At 50.0% G+C, this 16,976-nt stretch carries 18 protein-coding genes; 14 read left to right on the top strand and 4 right to left on the bottom strand.

What is annotated here, in order from left to right; all coding sequences use genetic code 11:
• The gene (locus IEW74_RS12585) at positions 1–771 is read right to left on the bottom strand and encodes a BUD32 family EKC/KEOPS complex subunit (RefSeq protein ID WP_188665687.1); all 771 of its coding nucleotides are present in this window, start codon (positions 769–771) and stop codon (positions 1–3) included.
• Between the two features lie 120 nt (positions 772–891).
• Here IEW74_RS12585 and IEW74_RS12580 point away from each other — a divergent pair, with 120 nt between their 5' ends.
• Genes IEW74_RS12580 through IEW74_RS12560 form a run of 5 tightly spaced genes read left to right on the top strand, consistent with a single transcriptional unit; the run spans position 892 to position 6,513 of the window.
• Entirely contained in the window at positions 892–2,664 is a 1,773-nt protein-coding gene (locus IEW74_RS12580) for an ABC transporter ATP-binding protein (protein WP_229734349.1), read from the top strand.
• On the top strand, positions 2,665–3,357 hold the full coding sequence (locus IEW74_RS12575; RefSeq protein ID WP_188665684.1) for a lysophospholipid acyltransferase family protein: 693 nt from the start codon (positions 2,665–2,667) through the stop codon (positions 3,355–3,357).
• Positions 3,354–4,634, top strand: a complete 1,281-nt coding sequence (locus IEW74_RS12570; protein ID WP_188665681.1) for a 3-deoxy-D-manno-octulosonic acid transferase — start codon at positions 3,354–3,356, stop codon at positions 4,632–4,634. Before IEW74_RS12575 ends, IEW74_RS12570 begins: the two co-directional genes overlap by 4 nt.
• Complete coding sequence (gene lpxK / locus IEW74_RS12565) at positions 4,631–5,614, top strand: tetraacyldisaccharide 4'-kinase (protein WP_188665678.1); 984 nt, start codon at positions 4,631–4,633, stop codon at positions 5,612–5,614. The genes IEW74_RS12570 and lpxK overlap by 4 nt, the downstream gene beginning before the upstream one ends.
• Positions 5,614–6,513: a lysophospholipid acyltransferase family protein gene (locus tag IEW74_RS12560; RefSeq protein WP_188665675.1), complete on the top strand. Its 900-nt coding sequence runs from the start codon at positions 5,614–5,616 to the stop codon at positions 6,511–6,513. The genes lpxK and IEW74_RS12560 overlap by 1 nt, the downstream gene beginning before the upstream one ends.
• An 8-nt stretch (positions 6,514–6,521) precedes the next feature.
• On the opposite strand, the gene IEW74_RS12555 is transcribed toward IEW74_RS12560, so the two are convergent.
• Positions 6,522–7,256, bottom strand: coding sequence for a PDC sensor domain-containing protein (locus IEW74_RS12555; protein ID WP_188665672.1), 735 nt, complete (start codon positions 7,254–7,256; stop codon positions 6,522–6,524).
• Positions 7,257–7,341: 85 nt separating this feature from the next.
• Positions 7,342–8,079, bottom strand: a complete 738-nt coding sequence (locus tag IEW74_RS12550) for a PDC sensor domain-containing protein (RefSeq protein ID WP_188665669.1) — start codon at positions 8,077–8,079, stop codon at positions 7,342–7,344.
• Positions 8,080–8,269: 190 nt separating this feature from the next.
• Between IEW74_RS12550 and ffh the strand changes: the two genes are divergently transcribed.
• The 5 genes from ffh (at position 8,270) to rplS (ending at position 11,989) form a co-directional block, all read left to right on the top strand.
• Positions 8,270–9,718: a signal recognition particle protein gene (gene ffh, locus IEW74_RS12545; protein ID WP_188665666.1), complete on the top strand. Its 1,449-nt coding sequence runs from the start codon at positions 8,270–8,272 to the stop codon at positions 9,716–9,718.
• Between the two features lie 68 nt (positions 9,719–9,786).
• Complete coding sequence (rpsP, locus tag IEW74_RS12540; RefSeq protein ID WP_188665663.1) at positions 9,787–10,206, top strand: 30S ribosomal protein S16; 420 nt, start codon at positions 9,787–9,789, stop codon at positions 10,204–10,206.
• Between the two features lie 45 nt (positions 10,207–10,251).
• Positions 10,252–10,848, top strand: coding sequence for a ribosome maturation factor RimM (gene rimM, locus IEW74_RS12535; RefSeq protein WP_188665660.1), 597 nt, complete (start codon positions 10,252–10,254; stop codon positions 10,846–10,848).
• Positions 10,845–11,573, top strand: coding sequence for a tRNA (guanosine(37)-N1)-methyltransferase TrmD (gene trmD / locus IEW74_RS12530; protein WP_373283811.1), 729 nt, complete (start codon positions 10,845–10,847; stop codon positions 11,571–11,573). Before rimM ends, trmD begins: the two co-directional genes overlap by 4 nt.
• A 53-nt stretch (positions 11,574–11,626) precedes the next feature.
• Complete coding sequence (gene rplS / locus IEW74_RS12525; protein WP_188665657.1) at positions 11,627–11,989, top strand: 50S ribosomal protein L19; 363 nt, start codon at positions 11,627–11,629, stop codon at positions 11,987–11,989.
• A gap of 197 nt (positions 11,990–12,186) precedes the next feature.
• Here the strand turns inward: rplS and IEW74_RS12520 are convergent, their stop codons facing one another.
• Positions 12,187–12,846 (bottom strand): S24 family peptidase, encoded by a 660-nt coding sequence (locus IEW74_RS12520; RefSeq protein ID WP_188665654.1) that lies wholly within the window; start codon positions 12,844–12,846, stop codon positions 12,187–12,189.
• Between the two features lie 235 nt (positions 12,847–13,081).
• On the opposite strand from IEW74_RS12520, the gene IEW74_RS17650 reads away from it, so the two are divergent.
• The 4 genes from IEW74_RS17650 (at position 13,082) to leuB (ending at position 16,954) form a co-directional block, all read left to right on the top strand.
• Positions 13,082–13,342 carry a helix-turn-helix domain-containing protein gene (locus IEW74_RS17650; protein WP_188665651.1) on the top strand — a complete coding sequence of 87 codons (261 nt, stop codon included), beginning with the start codon at positions 13,082–13,084 and terminating at the stop codon, positions 13,340–13,342.
• A 445-nt stretch (positions 13,343–13,787) separates the two neighbouring features.
• The gene (gene leuC / locus IEW74_RS12510) at positions 13,788–15,212 is read left to right on the top strand and encodes a 3-isopropylmalate dehydratase large subunit (protein WP_188665648.1); all 1,425 of its coding nucleotides are present in this window, start codon (positions 13,788–13,790) and stop codon (positions 15,210–15,212) included.
• A 4-nt stretch (positions 15,213–15,216) separates the two neighbouring features.
• Positions 15,217–15,828 carry a 3-isopropylmalate dehydratase small subunit gene (leuD, locus tag IEW74_RS12505; RefSeq protein ID WP_188665645.1) on the top strand — a complete coding sequence of 204 codons (612 nt, stop codon included), beginning with the start codon at positions 15,217–15,219 and terminating at the stop codon, positions 15,826–15,828.
• 16 nt (positions 15,829–15,844) lie between these two features.
• Positions 15,845–16,954, top strand: a complete 1,110-nt coding sequence (gene leuB, locus IEW74_RS12500; protein WP_188665642.1) for a 3-isopropylmalate dehydrogenase — start codon at positions 15,845–15,847, stop codon at positions 16,952–16,954.
• Positions 16,955–16,976 lie beyond the last annotated feature (22 nt).

Here is a 16,976-nt window from a genome sequence, read left to right as displayed (position 1 = left end):
TTACTTAAGCGACCCTTTTAAGGCTTCAATAACAAGCAGGGCGTGGCGCAAGTCGCGCCCCAGTTTTTTGCGAAATGGTTTTAACAGGAACGTCAAAGGTATTGCCCAACGGATGACACCGCGAATATGGGGCCAAACGGCAGACGGGGATTTGTCTTGATAGATTTCCATAATGGCACGCAGTAAGGCCCCGTCACCGCCATCAAAGCGAACGGACGAGATCAAAAACCGCAAAATATCACGGGCTTGAGCGGCTGATGCGTCCATTGCTTCCCCGACATTTTCTTCGAAATCGATAAAACCGATTTCTCCATCCGGACACAGGATCATATCACGTAATTGTCCGGTGCCATGCCAGCCGCCAGCTTGATGCAGCGTGCTGAGTGCATTGGCAGCTTTTAAGATCAGAGTTTGCGGGTCGTTATGCCTGTTGATCTGCTCAAACAGGCTGTCGCCGATATCGTCCAGTAAAATCCATCCCGGGCGTTGGGCAATAACACTGGGAACGCGCACGCCGCGCGTCGCAATTTTGTGTAATCGTCGGGCTTCGGCGTTTAACCCGTCATCCATTGCATCGGAAACGGTGGCGCGCAGCATGGGGCATCGTAACAATCCGGCAAACAGGTTTTGAAACCGATGCCAATTGTTTGCTTGTTCACGCAGGGCGATTTTGATCCAGTAGCGTTTGCCTTGCCAGTCAAAGGGGACGCTCCGTGCGCCAACGCCCTGATCGACGGTTTGTTGAACGGCGCTTACGATTTTATCTTCCATAGGCGTTCTTTACTCTATCTCTTCTTTAAACACAAACAATGAAATGAAGCGGTAGCACAATCGACAAACCCGTGATATTGTCCGCAAAATTTGACGACCCCCTATGAGGAACAGCTCTCGTTGGAACCGAAAACACAGCTTGATACACGTACTTTTTCCCTGATGAAACGCCTCATCAAGGAAAGCGTACGTCCTTATATCACGCAATTGACGCTTGCCCTTTTGTTTATGGGTATTTCGTCGGCGGCGGCAGCCCTGAGCATGTGGCTGTTGAAGCCCGTTGTAAACGATATTTTCGTCAGTAAAAACGGTGATATGTTATGGCCCTTAGGTTTGGCAATTGTCTTTGTCTTTGTTGCCAAGGGGTTGGCGCAATTTGGGCAAACGGTGGCGATGTCGTGGCTGGGTTTGCGTATTATTACCGACCTTCAGGTGCGCCTGTATGATCATTTGATGGGGCTGGATCTGGCTTATTTCCATGCTAATCCATCCGGTACGCTGGTGTCGCGTTTTACCAATGATGTGTTGTTGATGCGGGCCACGGCAACCAAGGTTTTGACCAGTGCGGGCAAGGACAGCACCTTGCTGGTCGGCATGATCATTGTGATGGTCTCGACCAATTGGCAGTTGGCATTACTGGCCTTGGTCGTGTTTCCGGTCACAATCGGTCCGGTTCTAAAAATCGGGAAGCGGATCCGCAAAGTGACGGTTAATACGCAGGTGCAGATCGGGCAGCTTGTGACATTGTTGTCCCAGACTTTATCGGGCATTCGTCATGTCAAAGCCTATCGTATGGAAAAATATGAACGGACCCGTGTGCGTGATTTAACCGAGATTGTACGCAAGCTGGTTTTTAAGGCGGAGCGTACAAAGGCGCTGAATTCGCCGATTATGGAAGGGGTTGCCGGTTTTGCCATTGCGCTGATTATTGTCTATGGCGGATATCAGGTGATCGAAGGTGTGAAAACCCCGGGGGATTTCTTTGCCTTTATCGGGGCGGCCTTCATGGTTTACGAACCGGCAAAACGTTTGGCTCACCTCAATTCAGAAATGCAAGGCGGTTTAGCCGGGGCAGAACGCCTTTATCGTTTGTTGGAAGTGGACTCGACCATTAACGATGCGCCGAACGCAAAACGGATTTCGGTTCAAGGCGGAGATATTCGTTTTGAAAATGTTGATTTCTCCTATGAAGAAGAAAAAACAGCCCTGCGCAAATTAAACTTGCATGTGCCTGCCGGTAAAACCGTTGCCTTGGTGGGTCCGAGCGGGGCGGGCAAATCAACAGTTCTCAATCTGGTGCCCCGGTTCTACGATGTGAATGCAGGGACGGTCTCTATTGATGGACAGGATGTGCGCGAGGTAAGCATTGCCTCGCTTCGCAAAGCCTGTGCGTTGGTCAGTCAGGAAATCGTTCTGTTTGACGATACCATCCGCGCCAATATCCTTTATGGGCGTATGGACGCCAGCGAGGAAGATGTGATCAAGGCTGCGAAAAATGCGGCGGCGCATGAATTTATTATGGAATTGCCCGATGGTTATGACACGATGGTCGGTGAAGGTGGCCTTAAGTTATCCGGTGGGCAACGCCAGCGGATTTCCATTGCGCGTGCCATGTTGAAAAATGCACCGATCCTGTTGCTGGATGAAGCGACCTCTGCCTTGGATACGGAAAGCGAGCGCAAAGTTCAGGCGGCCTTGCAGGAATTGATGAAAGATCGCACAACGTTGGTGATTGCCCACCGTTTGTCTACGGTTGTAGATGCCGACCTGATCTATGTGATTGACCGTGGTCGCGTGGTTGAACAGGGCAATCATCAGCAACTGGTTGATATGGACGGAATTTATGCTCGTCTATATGCCATGCAGTTCAGCGAAGAAGCAACGGAGGCTTAAATGAGCCTTTTGAAATCCATCACAAAATCGGACGGGTTTCGAAAAATCCTGTGCTGGATCGGGGCGCAGTACATTCGCTTTGTGTATGCCACGGGCCGTTGGCAGGTGATCAATGGCGCGGTTGCTCAAGACTATTGGGATGCGGACAGGCCGTTTATTCTGGCCTTTTGGCATGGGCGCATTTTGTTGATGCCTTATTGCTGGAACCGCAAAAAAACCATTCACATGCTGATTTCCCAACATCGTGACGGGCAATTGATTGCACGCACTGTTGGTCATTTTGGTATTCAGACGATTGAAGGCTCGACTTCCAAGGGTGGTGCAACAGCCTTGCGTTCAATGTTGAAGTCTTTGAAAAATGGTGAGTGTATCGGCATTACACCGGATGGGCCGCGCGGACCGCGTATGCGGGCTTCAAACGGGGTGGTCAATGTTGCCAAGATGGCGCAAGTTCCGGTTATCCCTTGTGCGTTTGGCAGTGTTTCTAGAAAGCATGTGCGCAGTTGGGATCGTTTTTGTGTGGCCTTTCCCTTTAGCAAAGGTGTGTTCGTCTGGGGCAATCCGATCCATGTGCCCAAAGAGGCCAAAGGGACGGAACTGGAAGCCTACCGTTTAAAGGTGGAAGAAGAACTGACACGTATCACCAACGAAAGCGACCGCCTGACAGGCCATCCCCCGGTGGAGGCCGTATGATTTATTCGCTTTATCGCGGTTTAACAACGATTATGGCCCCGCTGATTTCCCGATATCTGCAAAAACGCTTGCACAAGGGTAAGGAGCATCCGACCCGCTATGCAGAACGCCTAGGGCAAACAAATTTGCGTCGACCAACGGGGCCCTTGATTTGGTTACATGGTGCGAGCGTGGGCGAGGCCATTTCCCTATTGCCCTTGATTAACGCCATGCGCCGTGATTACAGCGATTACCATATTTTATTGACAACCGGTACGGTAACATCGGCCGCCTTGATGGAAAAAAGATTACCTGATGGTGTGACCCATCAATTTATTCCGGTGGATCGTTTGCCTTATGTGCGCCGTTTTCTGGATCATTGGCGACCGGATGTGGCCATTTGGGCGGAAAGCGAGCTGTGGCCCAATCTGATTTGCGAAACGCGTAAACGCGGTGTTTCGATGGCGTTGATTAATGCGCGTATGTCCGATAAATCACTGAAAACATGGCAACGTGTGCCGGGGTTTGCGAAAAAGCTTTTAGGGGCATTCGACTTATGCCTTGCCCAAACCGACGAAGATGCGCAGCGTTATCGTGATTTAGGGGCGCAAAATGTGCAGTGTCCGGGCAATTTGAAATATGCGTCACCAGATTTACCGGTAGATGATGCAGAATTAGCCCAATTGCGAAATAAAATAGGGAAGCGCCCGGTCTGGATGGCGGCAAGTACGCATGATGGCGAAGAAGTTCTGATCGCTCAGGCCCATCGCCGTCTGAAAGAACGTTTGCCCGATGTGTTGACGATTATTGCCCCGCGCCACCCGGAACGGGGGCCGTCCATTGCGGCTGATCTGCGGGCGCAATCGTTATCGGTGGCGCAGCGCAGTATTGCAGAAGATTTAAACCCGGCTTGCGATATCTATCTTGCCGATACGATGGGGGAACTGGGTTTGTTCTACCGTTTGTCCCCGATCGTCTTTATGGGGAAATCGCTGGAACCTTTGGGGGGGCAAAACCCGTTGGAGGCCGCACGTCTGAATTGCGCCCTTCTGTGCGGCCCCTACATGACGAATTTTGCAGAAATTATGGCCCGTTTCGCCGAACAAGACAGTGTTATGATCGTCCATGATGAAACCGAGATGGTTAAGGCCGTGACGTTATTGTTGTCGGATGAAGCCTTGCGGGAAGAAAAGGCACAACGCGCCCTTAAGGTTGCTGTGGGGGAAGCTGCGGTTTTGCAGCGGACATTGTCGGCTTTGGCCCCGTTCATCGGTGGGGCAGGAAGGGGGCATGTATGAAACAGGCACCGTCTTTTTGGGCATATGGATATAACAGCCTGTGGGCAACGCTATTGTCGCCACTGGCTTGTCTTTATAATAAAGTCACCCGAACACGTGCGGAACGTCCGGCACGGTGGAAAGCCCCGATTCCCGTTATTTGTATTGGGAATTTGACAATGGGCGGGGCAGGGAAAACGCCAACGGCGATGGCAATTGCCCAGTATTTGCAAACAGCCGGGAAGAACCCTTATTTCTTGTCACGTGGATTTGGCGGGCATATGAAAGGTCCGCTTATGGTCGGTGGACATGGCACCCATGAAGTCGGCGATGAACCGTTGTTGTTAAAAGAAATTGCCCCGGTTTGTGTATCGCGTGATCGGGTTGCCGGGGCGAAATTGTGTGTTAAAAAAGGGGCGGACGTCATCATCATGGATGACGGCTTTCAAAACTCGCATTTACACAAGGATGTGTCCTTGCTGGTGGTGGATGGTGGCTATGGTCACGGCAATGAAAAAGTTTTTCCGGCCGGACCCTTGCGCGAAAGTTTACAAAGCGGGTTACAACGCGCCGATGGTTTGGTTTTAATCGGGGCAGATATCACCGGGGCACTGGAACGCGTACAGAAAATACGCGCCGATATCCCGGTGTTGCAGGCCTATATTCAGCCTTTGGAGCGCCCTGACCTGGTGGGGCGAAAGGTGCTGGCATTTGCCGGGATCGGTCGGCCGGAGAAGTTTTTTGAAACGTTGCGCACTATGGATTGTGATTTACTGGATTGCGTGCCTTTTCCTGATCACCATCCTTATTTGATCGACGATATCCGGCCATTGCGGGACCGGGCAAAGCTGGCCGGTGCGCGTTTGATTACAACGCGTAAAGATTATATGCGCTTGCCCAAAGAGTTTGCTCAGGAAGTCGATGTCATAAAAATCTCTCTGGTCTGGCAGAGGGTAGACATGTTAAAGGCAGTGCTTTCTAAAATTACGGATCCAGCCTGATGAAAGCGTTACGACAGAAATATATCAGTCACCCATTGCAGGGGGCGCTGGCCTATGGGCTTTATTTTCTGATCCGTCTTATGTCATTTGAGACAGCGTCCAATCTTGGCGGATGGCTTGCCCGAAAGATCGGTCCACACACCAAGGCCAATAAAGTCGGGCTTGAAAACCTGCAACGGGCTTTTCCTGAGAAAACACCGGCTGAAATTAACGAAATTTTGTTGGGGGTTTGGGATAATTTGGGCCGGGTTGCGTTTGAATTTCCCCATGTCGGCTCTATGAATGTCTATGAAGACACGGACCGTTTTGAAATCATCAATCCGCACTATGTGGATTTGTTGCGTGATGACGGCAAATGCGGAATGTTTTTTTCCGGCCATTTTGCCAATTGGGAATTGAGTGCGCGCGCCAGTGCACAACGTACACCAAGTTTGCCGATCCATATGATTTACCGCGAACCCGATAATCCTTATGTGCGTGATTTGTTTGCCAAACGTATGCCCACGCCGGAATGCAGCTTGTTGCCCAAAGGCACAAAAGGGGCGCGTCAGGCCTTGAATATTTTAAAGAATGGCGGGCATCTGGCTTTATTGGTTGATCAAAAAATGAACGATGGCATTGCGGTGCCCTTTTTTGGTCGTGATGCCATGACAGCCCCGGCCATTGCGCAATTTGCCCTGAAATTTGACTGTCCGATCATTCCGATGCAATTGGAACGGATTGAGAAGACACGTTTTCGCATGACCTTTTATCCGCCGTTGCAAATTGAAAAAACCGGTAATCGTCAAGATGATCTTATGAAGATTATGACGGAAATTAACCGTATTCTGGAAAACTGGATCCGGGAAAAACCGGAACAATGGCTTTGGCTTCACCGACGTTGGCCCAAAGGCGAATAACAATCTTTTTATTTGAAGTAAGAATACAGCAGGACGAGATTGTAATCTGCAATTTGTGTCCAGACGGTCAGGGTCGGCAGTTTGTTGATGGGGATATCAACAATGGTGTTGTCCGGATGATCCGCCATAAATTTCTGAATGTCGGGCTGGGCCTGAACGGCAGCCGGAAAGCTGACGATCTTTGTGCCGTTGGTCTTGAAAATAGAGACCACACATTTTTTACAGATTTTGGTCCGTTGCAATAAATGGTCCGGCGTCATAATCGCCACACCGACACCGGTGATGTAACCTTGATCATTAAAGATCGGGCGCGACAGGGGCAAGCTGTCATAGGCGACAATGGCGTTTTTAATCGGTTCACCGATATAAAGCTCGTTACTGGTTAAACGCAATGCATTGTTGATATAGGCGCGATCTTTCAGATCCAACGCGCGGGTCGGATAGCGAAAGCTGTCATGTTTCAGGTTGCCATTCACATCTGTGGTGAACAAGGCGCTGAGACCGGGAACGCGCTCAACATGGCGGTTCAGGGAATTATGAATGATCAGGTCGTTAATGGCGCTGGTTTCTTTGTGGCTGAACAGGCTGGTGATCCCGACCAATGTAATATCGACAGAACGCAACAGGCCTTGGGCATGAACAGCTTGATAAAGCGCAGATAACTTGAGTTCCCTGTCCATATTGGCGTATGCATGAACGCCACTGAACAGAAACATCAAGGTTAGAAGGAAAAAACGCACCATTAGACCACTCTAAGAAGAAACCGAGGCAACCATATCAGTACGTAACGTAGAACACAATCATAGCGAACTTATTGGAATAAAATTATTATTTATTCGCGAACTTGCTGACGCTGACGCGAACATTGTATTTTTTTAATATAATAACCCAGGTTTGAATTTTATGCTCATTAATTGTCCCATTCAGTTCGCCATTCGTATTTAACGCGTTGATTTTTTCAATAAAGTCCCCGGGGTAGTGGGTATTGGAGGGGTAGCTGACCAAGACTTCATTGCGATCATTGAACAGGCTGACAATACATTGCGGACATAATGCATCTTGTTTAATCAAAAAACCGGGATGGATAATGCCGGCAATGGCACCGAGGGCTTTTTTATCAGAATCCAGCAAAGCGCGCGCGAAGGGAACAAAGGCTGCGCCGGAAGATCGTCCGACCAGCGGGGAACCAATATATAAGTCGCGTTCCTCGGCGTTGAGGACCGTTTTGACATATTCGCGATCCGACAAATCAATGTCTTTTGCCGGATAGGTAAAGCTGTCGATCTTTAATTGACCCGTGCGGTTTGTTGAGATGATGGCGCGCAAGCCCGGTGTGCGTTCAACATATTTTGCCAATGTGGTGTGCAAAACCAGTTCTTCCGCCTCTGGGTTGCGCTCAATCAGTTCGCTGGCATCCAGCAATGCCAGATCAATTGCCTGAATGGTTTTCTCGGCATGGAATGCCTGAAATTCCGCGTAATCCCGTATATCGTCTGCGGCATAAGTGCTTTGTGCAGCGACGACAGAAAGAAGCAAGGCGACGAAATACAGCATATCGCTATCCATATTGAATTTCCAAGACTCGCAACCTACTCATCTTTTGGTTTCAAGACAAGTCCGCTTTTGCTTGACTCTGTGTTTGAAAGCCAGTAGAACAGCGCCAAATTCACAGGCCTCTTTGACATTATTGTCACCTTAAGGGGTGCCGCCAGTCCTCGAGTATCGGGCACTGGCGCGTTTTGCGTTGGGATTTAATATGTTTGAAAGTCTTCAGAGTCGCCTTGGCGGCATTTTTGATAAACTCACAAAACGTGGCTCATTGTCTGAGTCTGACGTTAGCGAGGCGATGCGCGAAGTACGCGTTGCTTTGCTGGAAGCCGATGTTGCCCTGTCGGTTGTGAAAGATTTTGTCAAAAAAGCTAAAGAAAAGGCAATTGGCGAAGAAGTCTTGAAAGGGATTAATCCGGGCCAGATGGTCATTAAGATCGTGCATGACTGCATGGTTGAAATGCTGGGTTCGGATGATACGGCGATTAATCTGAAGGCCGTTCCCCCGGTTGCGATTTTGATGGTTGGTCTGCAAGGTGCGGGTAAAACAACCACCTCTGCCAAAATCGGTCTGATGCTCAAGAAGAAAGAGCGCAAAAAAGTTTTGCTGGCCAGCCTTGATGTTTATCGCCCGGCCGCTCAGCAGCAGCTTGAGGTCCTCGCCAAACAGGCGGAGTTGAACTCGTTGCCGATCGTCTTTGGCGAACAACCGGTTGCCATTGCCAAACGTGCGATGGTTGAGGCCCGTAAGGGCGGTTATGACGTGGTTATCCTCGATACGGCAGGTCGTCTGCATATTGATGAAAAACTGATGGATGAAGTCGCACAGGTTCGTGACGTTGCCAACCCGGCGGAAACCCTGTTGGTTACGGATGCCATGACCGGGCAGGATTCTGTCAATGTTGCCAAGGAATTTAATGACAAGATCGGCATTACCGGTATTGCCCTGACCCGTGTGGACGGCGATGCGCGCGGTGGTGCGGCCTTGTCCATGAAAGAAGTCACCGGCGCACCGATCAAGGTGATGGGTGTCGGTGAAAAAATTAACGAGTTGGAAGCTTTCCACGCAGATCGTGTGGCTGGTCGTATCCTCGGTATGGGCGATGTGGTCTCGTTGGTGGAAAAAGCACAGGAAACCATCGAACAGGATAAGGCCGAAGCCTTAGCCAAACGGGTTATGAAAGGCTTGTTCACGCTGGAAGATATGCTGGAACAGCTCAATCAAATTCGCAAGATGGGTGATGTGGACGGATTGCTGGGTATGTTGCCCGGTATCGGCAAGATGAAAAAACAACTGGCCGAAGCCAAGGTGGACGACAAGATGATTGCCCGCCAACAAGCAATCATTCTATCCATGACGGTAAAAGAGCGTCAAAATCCCAAGATTATCAAGGCATCGCGCCGCCAGCGTATCGCGGCAGGCTGCGGCCTCACAGTTCAGGACGTGAACAAGTTGCTGAAACAATATCAGCAAACGGCAACCGTCATGAAAAAAGTCGGAAAGATGAATAAAAAAGGCCTGCTCGGCAAATTGGGCGGCATGATGGGTGGACCGGGGGGCGCGATGCCGCCGGGTGGGCTCAACGGTTTGCCCGGACTGGATGGTCTGGGTGGACAGGGTGGCTTGCCACCGGGACTGCCGCCTTTCAAAAAGTGAAGGCCTTTGATGTTTGAATTTTCGATTTAACCTTTTGTACTAAACCCAAACCATAGGAAAGACCAACAATGGCTCTTACAATCCGTTTGGCACGTGGCGGGGCTAAAAAGCGCCCGTTCTATCGTATCGTTGTTGCAGACAAGCGCGCTCCGCGTGATGGCCGTTTCATTGAGAAAGTCGGCACATACAACCCGATGCTGGCCAAAGACGACGAAAACCGCGTGAACATGAACATCGAACGCGTTGATTACTGGATCGCTCAAGGCGCGAAGCCGTCTGATCGCGTTCTGCGTTTCTTGGTAAATGCCGGTAAAGCCGAACGTGCTATTCCGCAGCAAACCAAAAAAGCGGAACAGTCTGAAAAGACTAAAATGCGTATCGAGGAAAAAGAAGAGAAACGCCGCGAAGCTGAAGAAGCTGCAAAAGCTGCTGCTGAAGAAGCCGCTGCTGCCGCTGCTGCACCGGCTGAAGAAGCTGCTGAAGCTTAAGTCTTCTTTTGAATTTTTTCGTTTTTGGATAGAGATTTACAGATCATGTCTTCACACACACCCATACAGGATAATGAAAGTGCGCGCGTTTGCGTGGCGGCTTTTTCGTCCGCGCACGGTGTAAGCGGGGCCATGCGTCTGAAAAGCTTTACTGAAAATCCAGATGACGTTGCGGCCTTTAAGGTGTTGCAAAGCGAGGATGCATCCCGAACTTATGAAATCGAGGTTGTCAGCCATACAGGCAAAGGCGAATTGATTGTCAAAGTTGAAGGTGTGCAAACGCGTGAAGCGGCTGAATTGCTGAAAGGCGAACGTCTTTATGTCTCACGTAGCGAATTACCTGATGCCGGGGACGAGGAATTTTACCACGCGGACCTAATCGGTCTGGCGGTCAAAACGACCAGTGGCAAGACCCTTGGAACTGTGCGTGCAGTGTTTGATTTCGGTGCGGGCGACATGCTGGAAATTCTCCCCAAAGAAGGGGCACTGATTATGGTGCCGTTCACCAAGGCAATTGTACCGATTGTGGATATTGAAAAAGGGCGTGTCGTCGTCGATCCACCGGAAGGACTGTTGCCGGAAGAGAAAAAGAAAAAACGCCAAAAGCCGCCAAAGGCGAAAGGCAAGGAGGACTCGCAATGAGCCCTCAATTGTTGCCTTGGACGGCTTGTGTGTTGACGCTTTTTCCCGAAATGTTTCCCGGTATGCTGGGGCATTCCTTGGTGGGACGGGGGCTGGAAGAAGGTCGTTGGTCATTGGATACCCTCCAGATCCGCGATTTTGCGACAGACAAACATAATACAGTGGACGATACCCCTTGTGGCGGTGGTGCCGGTATGGTGATGCGACCCGATGTGGTTGCGGATGCGTTGGAGGCGGCCTCGGTTCGTTTCCCAATGGCCAGGAAGGTGTTTTTAACACCGCGTGGCAAAACATTGACGCAGGAAAAAGTGCGCGAACTGGCTGAAGGGCCGGGCGTAATTTTGCTTTGCGGTCGCTATGAAGGCATTGATCAACGTGTTCTGGATGAGCATGATGATCTGGAAGAAATCAGTATCGGAGATTACGTTCTTTCCGGCGGTGAATCTGCTGCAACCGTGTTGTTGGATGCCTGTGTGCGTCTGCTGCCCGGTGTGATCGGCAAAGAAGCCAGCCACGAGGACGAAAGCTTTGAAGCCGGGCTTCTGGAATATCCGCATTATACCCGCCCGCGTGTGTGGCGGGGACGTGAAGTTCCTGAAACCCTGTTATCCGGGCATCACGAAAAAATTCTGGCTTGGCGTAAAAGTCAGGCACAACGCATTACGCAGGACCGCCGCCCCGATCTGTGGGAAGCCTACTGCAAAGAAACCAAAGGAAGTGCCTGAGATCGGCACCTCTCCATTGACTGAGATCACTCCTTTTTTAGAAGGTCGAGACCATGAATATTGTAGAACAACTCGGTAAAGAGCAGATTGAAAAGCAAACTGCTGAACGTGAAATCCCGAAATTCGGCGCAGGTGACACCCTGCGTGTGCAAGTTCGCGTAAAAGAAGGCGATCGTGAGCGTTTACAAGCGTTTGAAGGCGTTTGCATTGCACGTAAAAACGATGGCATCAACTCTGCTTTCACACTGCGTAAACTGTCTTTCGGTGAAGGCGTAGAGCGCGTATTCCCGCTGTACTCCCCGAACCTCGCAGAAATTAACGTGGTTCGCCGTGGTGACGTTCGCCGGGCGAAACTTTACTACTTGCGTGGCCGTACGGGTAAAGCTGCTCGTATCGCCGAGAAAAAAGACTGGTAAAAAAGTGTTGGCGTTTCTGTTTCAAAGAAATGGCAGCGCCCCTTTTCGAACAGACGACCTCTCGGTTTCTCTCTGCTTTGTGTAAGTAGAAGAGCCACTGTTGGCAAGCGCCGTGTCCTTTGCTCACTTGTCGAGCGTAAAGGACGCGGCGCTTTTCGCTTTTTTAGGGCCTGTGTGCAGAAACAGGCATAGTGCGTTTAGGGAATGTTTTTTCCGACCCACAGCGCGCGTCCGATAACCTGCATCTGATGAAGGTGATTGTTTTTGATAAGATAGGGCGGATAAAGGGCTTGATTGTCGCTGATAACCTCAACCCCGTCTATAATGTTGATAATCCGCTTGATGTTAATCTGGTCTTTAAAGATAAAGGCATAGATGCCGTCTTCAAGTTTGGTCTGGGCACGGTCAACAAGAACGTAATCCCCGCTACTCATGGTGTAATCCATTGAATCGCCATGAACTTTGAAAAGACAGAGTTGATCAAATTCCTGATGTCCCAGACGTTCTTCGAGAAAAGATTTCGAAAAAGGCATATGGTTTTGCAAGACCAGCCGTTCGTTGAAGGATTTGTCAGACTCTTTCAAGTCCTTGCTGATGACCGGAACATGAACAATGGCAAAGGTGTCGTCGACACGTGTGCCAAGTGGTTGTTTGGGTTTGGCCCCTGTGACAAGCCAGTCGATTGTAACGCCTGCGGCCTGGGCGATTGCGGCGATACCGATAATTTTGGGTTCGCTTGATCCGGCCAACCAGTTGGCGAATGTGCGTTCGGATACGCCTGATTTTTCACAAAGGGCGCGATTGCCACCGCATTCCTTGGCAATTTCTTTCAGGCGTACTTGCAATTGATCGGTCAAAACGAAATCTCCCTCGAAGTCGTATTATGGGGCCGTGGGAAAGATTTTTTATGTTGGTCTTGAGATTGAATATTGAAACATAAAATCTCTAGATTTGTTTTTCCCATATATGGCATACTCTATTCGTTGGGATGAAAAAGTTGGTTGGTTTGCCATTTAGAGTTCTCATCCCGATCGTGATAATTGTGTAACCAAAAAAATCCGGAAATATACCGGACCAGAATTTGGGGATTCTATGCCGTACTCAACATGCAGAACCAAAAACGCGCACCCGGAAGATGTAAAAGCCGCCGTTCGGAAAAAAGTTGGCTCAATGGCTTCCTTGGCGCGTTGTCATGGTGTATCAGACTCCGTCGTACGTGCTGCGCTTATTCGTCCCCAGCCGACTGGAAATAAAATTATTGCAGATTGTCTCGGTGTCCCTCTCCATTCATTATGGCCTGAGTGGTACAGTGAAGATGGTCGTCGCATACCCCCAAATCGACTGGCAGAATGATAATCATTTGTCCGGTGTTTTCCAAACACGAAACGGCTAAATTGGTAAAGAAATTCCAATATTCAACCGTAGCAATTCTTTTTGGTTCACCATTCTATTTGGGCGCTTATCAAATGCATATATAGCTTGTAATGAATTCCAGCCTGAATGGCTGAAATAACAAAAAAGTGCTTTTTGGTTGTGCGCTGACAGGTGGAATCATTCCATTCTGTGCGCAAGGCTTTCTTTCAGATCCCCATGTTATGGGGAAAGAACGATTCGCAGCCTTGAAAAAGAAGAAATATTCTTGCTTTCCAAAGGGCGATAGCGATATGAATTTGATTAATTTTCAACCCATAAACGACATTAAGATAAAGTGCGTGACCTTTCGCCTTAAAACTTTTATAGAAGGGGCGCATTTCTTATATAGATATTAGACATTCGAACTCATTCGGAGAAGAACGACATGGGCAACCCCCGTACACTCTTTGACAAGATCTGGGACAGCCATCTGATTGAAACACAGGACGATGGTACAAGTCTGATCTTCATCGATCGCCACATGGTACATGAAGTGACCTCACCGCAGGCCTTCGAAGGGCTACGTTTGGCGGGGCGTAAGGTACGCCACCCGGAACTGACCCTCGCTGTTGCCGACCACAATATCCCGACATCTGACCGTTCGAACGGTATTGTGATTACCAACGAGGAATCACGTATTCAGGTTGAAGCGCTGGAAAAAAATACCAAAGATTTTGGCGTTCCCTATTTTGCGATGGATGATATTCGTCAAGGTGTTGTGCATATCGTTGGACCTGAACAAGGGTTCACACTGCCGGGTGCCACAATCGTATGTGGGGATTCCCATACGGCAACGCATGGGGCCTTTGGCTCCCTTGCCTTCGGTATCGGGACGTCCGAGGTTGAACACGTTCTGGCAACGCAAACCTTGTTGCAGAAAAAATCCAAAAACATGGAAGTCCGTGTTGAAGGCGCTTTGCCGCCGGGTGTTACTGCTAAAGATCTGATTCTGGCGATTATCGGCAAAATCGGTACGGCTGGCGGGACAGGTTGCGTGATCGAATTTACCGGTCAGGCAATTATGGACCTGTCTATGGAAGGCCGTATGACGGTTTGTAATATGGCCATTGAAGGCGGTGCCCGTGGCGGTTTGATCGCTGTGGACGAAAAAACCATCAATTATGTAAAAGGTCGCCCGATGTCCCCGAAAGGGGCGGCATGGGAAGCTGCCATTGAATATTGGAAAACATTGAAGTCTGATGAAGGTGCGGTTTACGACGAAACCGTTATCATCAAGGCGGAAGATCTGGTTCCTTATGTGACATGGGGCACCAGCCCGGAAGATGCCTTGCCGATTACGGCAAAAGTACCATCCCCGGCTGAGGCACGCGATGCAGGCAAAGCCAGTGCGATTGAACGCGCCCTCAAATATATGGGGCTGGAAGCAGGCACGCCGCTGAATGAAATCGAAGTCGATCACGTTTTCATCGGTTCCTGTACGAACGGTCGTATTGAAGATTTACGGGCGGCTGCTGCGGTTGCAAAGGGCCGTAAAGTGGCTGACGGAATGAAAGCAATGGTGGTTCCGGGCTCCGGTCTGGTCAAAGAAATCGCTGAAGAAGAAGGTTTGGATCAAATCTTTATCGAAGCCGGTTTTGACTGGCGTGAGGCCGGTTGTTCCATGTGTCTGGCGATGAACGATGATCGTCTGGCACCGGGGGAACGTTGTGCATCCACATCCAACCGTAACTTCGAAGGCCGTCAGGGCCGTGATTCGCGCACCCATCTGGTCAGCCCGGAAATGGCTGCCGCAGCTGCAATCACCGGCAAACTGACAGACGTTCGCGACTTGTTGAAAGAGGGGAACTAAGAACATGGAAAAGTTCACCACACTGACCGGTATCGCTGCACCGATGCCGTTGATCAACATCGATACCGATATGATCATTCCGAAACTGTTCCTCAAGACCATTAAGCGTTCCGGTCTGGGTGTGCATTTGTTTGACGAAATGCGCTACAACCAAGACGGTTCGGAAAAACCGGATTTTGTTCTTAACAAAGAACCGTACCGTAATGCCAAGATCATTATCGCTGGGGATAATTTCGGTTGCGGGTCCTCGCGCGAACACGCCCCGTGGGCCATTGCTGATTTCGGGATCCGTTGTGTGATTTCTACAAGCTTCGCCGATATCTTCCATAATAACTGTTTCAAGAACGGTATTCTGCCGATCCGTTTGCCGAAAGAAGATATTGATAAGTTGATGGACGATGCCTCACGCGGGGCAAACGCGACCATCACAATTGATCTTGAAAATCAGGAAATTAAAGGCCCGGACGGCGGCACCATCAAATTTGATGTAGACCCGTTCCGCAAGCACTGTCTGATCGAAGGTCTGGACGATGTCGGGTTGACCTTGCAACGCGAAGAACAGATCAAAAATTTTGAAGAACAACGCGCGGCCTCTATGCCGTGGTTGGTTCGTTAATTAAGGGAAAGACAATATGTCCGATGCTAAAAACCTGTTGTTCTTGCCGGGTGACGGCATTGGCCCGGAAGTCATGGGTCAAGTCCGTAAAATCATTGATTGGCTGACAAAAAACCGTTCCGTCAATTTTAATATTACCGAAGGCCTCGTCGGTGGTGCCTGCTACGAAGCGCATAAATGCGCTGTTACAGACGAAACCGTTGCCGATGCAATGGCGGCGGATGCGGTTATGCTGGGTGCTGTCGGTGGCCCGAAATGGGATAACGTGGAACGTCATGCCCGCCCCGAAGCCGGCCTGCTGCGCCTGCGCAAGGAAATGGACCTGTTTGCCAACCTGCGCCCGGCGATGGTCTTTGATGCGCTTGTTGACGCATCAACCCTGAAGGACGAAGTGGTTCGTGGTCTGGATATCCTGATCATGCGTGAATTGACCAGTGGTGTCTATTTCGGTGAACCGCGTGGCGTGGAAGACCTGCCCGGTGGTGGTCGCAAAGGGTTTGACACACAAGTCTATACGGATGCAGAAATCATCCGTGCGGCGCATGTGGCCTTTGATCTGGCGAAAAAACGCGGCAATAAAGTCCATTCCGTTGAAAAAGCCAACGTTATGGAATCCGGTAAATTCTGGCGTGAAGTTGTGACCAAACTGCATGCAGAAGAATATGCAGATGTCCAATTGGAACATATGTATGCCGATAACTGCGCCATGCAGTTGGTGCGTAACCCCAAACAATTCGACGTGATCCTGACAGATAACCTGTTTGGCGATCTGCTGTCCGATTGCGCAGCCATGTTGACCGGTTCACTGGGGATGCTGCCGTCTGCATCTTTGTCCGGTAAGGATGAAAATGGCAAGGTCCGCGCGATGTACGAGCCGGTCCACGGTTCAGCCCCGGATATTGCAGGTCAAGACCTTGCCAACCCGTTGGCAACGATCTTGTCGTTCTCCATGTGCTTGCGTTACAGCTTTGACATGGGGGCAGAAGCCGACCTGTTGGATCAAGGTGTCCAAAATGTCCTGAATGCGGGTATTCGCACCGGCGATATCATGCAGGCTGGTATGCAACAAGTCGGTTGTGCAGCAATGGGCGATGCGCTGATTGCCGAGTTAAATAAACTCGTCTAACAGATTTGCTCAAGCCTTTTCT

This window comes from Terasakiella brassicae, assembly GCF_014641495.1.
Taxonomy (GTDB): Bacteria; Pseudomonadota; Alphaproteobacteria; order Rhodospirillales; family Terasakiellaceae; genus Terasakiella; species Terasakiella brassicae.
Note: the sequence above shows the minus strand (reverse complement) of the source record. Positions and strands in the feature narration are given on the sequence as shown.

What these genes read in the sequence shown, in the direction of transcription:
- IEW74_RS12585 (WP_188665687.1), bottom strand. Translation starts at nt 771, where the DNA reads ATGGAAGATAAAATCGTAAGCGCCGTTCAACAAACCGTCGATCAGGGC.
- IEW74_RS12575 (WP_188665684.1), top strand. Translation starts at nt 2,665, where the DNA reads ATGAGCCTTTTGAAATCCATCACAAAATCGGACGGGTTTCGAAAAATC.
- IEW74_RS12570 (WP_188665681.1), top strand. Translation starts at nt 3,354, where the DNA reads ATGATTTATTCGCTTTATCGCGGTTTAACAACGATTATGGCCCCGCTG.
- lpxK (WP_188665678.1), top strand. Translation starts at nt 4,631, where the DNA reads ATGAAACAGGCACCGTCTTTTTGGGCATATGGATATAACAGCCTGTGG.
- IEW74_RS12560 (WP_188665675.1), top strand. Translation starts at nt 5,614, where the DNA reads ATGAAAGCGTTACGACAGAAATATATCAGTCACCCATTGCAGGGGGCG.
- IEW74_RS12555 (WP_188665672.1), bottom strand. Translation starts at nt 7,256, where the DNA reads ATGGTGCGTTTTTTCCTTCTAACCTTGATGTTTCTGTTCAGTGGCGTT.
- IEW74_RS12550 (WP_188665669.1), bottom strand. Translation starts at nt 8,079, where the DNA reads ATGGATAGCGATATGCTGTATTTCGTCGCCTTGCTTCTTTCTGTCGTC.
- ffh (WP_188665666.1), top strand. Translation starts at nt 8,270, where the DNA reads ATGTTTGAAAGTCTTCAGAGTCGCCTTGGCGGCATTTTTGATAAACTC.
- rpsP (WP_188665663.1), top strand. Translation starts at nt 9,787, where the DNA reads ATGGCTCTTACAATCCGTTTGGCACGTGGCGGGGCTAAAAAGCGCCCG.
- rimM (WP_188665660.1), top strand. Translation starts at nt 10,252, where the DNA reads ATGTCTTCACACACACCCATACAGGATAATGAAAGTGCGCGCGTTTGC.
- trmD (WP_373283811.1), top strand. Translation starts at nt 10,845, where the DNA reads ATGAGCCCTCAATTGTTGCCTTGGACGGCTTGTGTGTTGACGCTTTTT.
- rplS (WP_188665657.1), top strand. Translation starts at nt 11,627, where the DNA reads ATGAATATTGTAGAACAACTCGGTAAAGAGCAGATTGAAAAGCAAACT.
- IEW74_RS17650 (WP_188665651.1), top strand. Translation starts at nt 13,082, where the DNA reads ATGCCGTACTCAACATGCAGAACCAAAAACGCGCACCCGGAAGATGTA.
- leuC (WP_188665648.1), top strand. Translation starts at nt 13,788, where the DNA reads ATGGGCAACCCCCGTACACTCTTTGACAAGATCTGGGACAGCCATCTG.
- leuD (WP_188665645.1), top strand. Translation starts at nt 15,217, where the DNA reads ATGGAAAAGTTCACCACACTGACCGGTATCGCTGCACCGATGCCGTTG.
- leuB (WP_188665642.1), top strand. Translation starts at nt 15,845, where the DNA reads ATGTCCGATGCTAAAAACCTGTTGTTCTTGCCGGGTGACGGCATTGGC.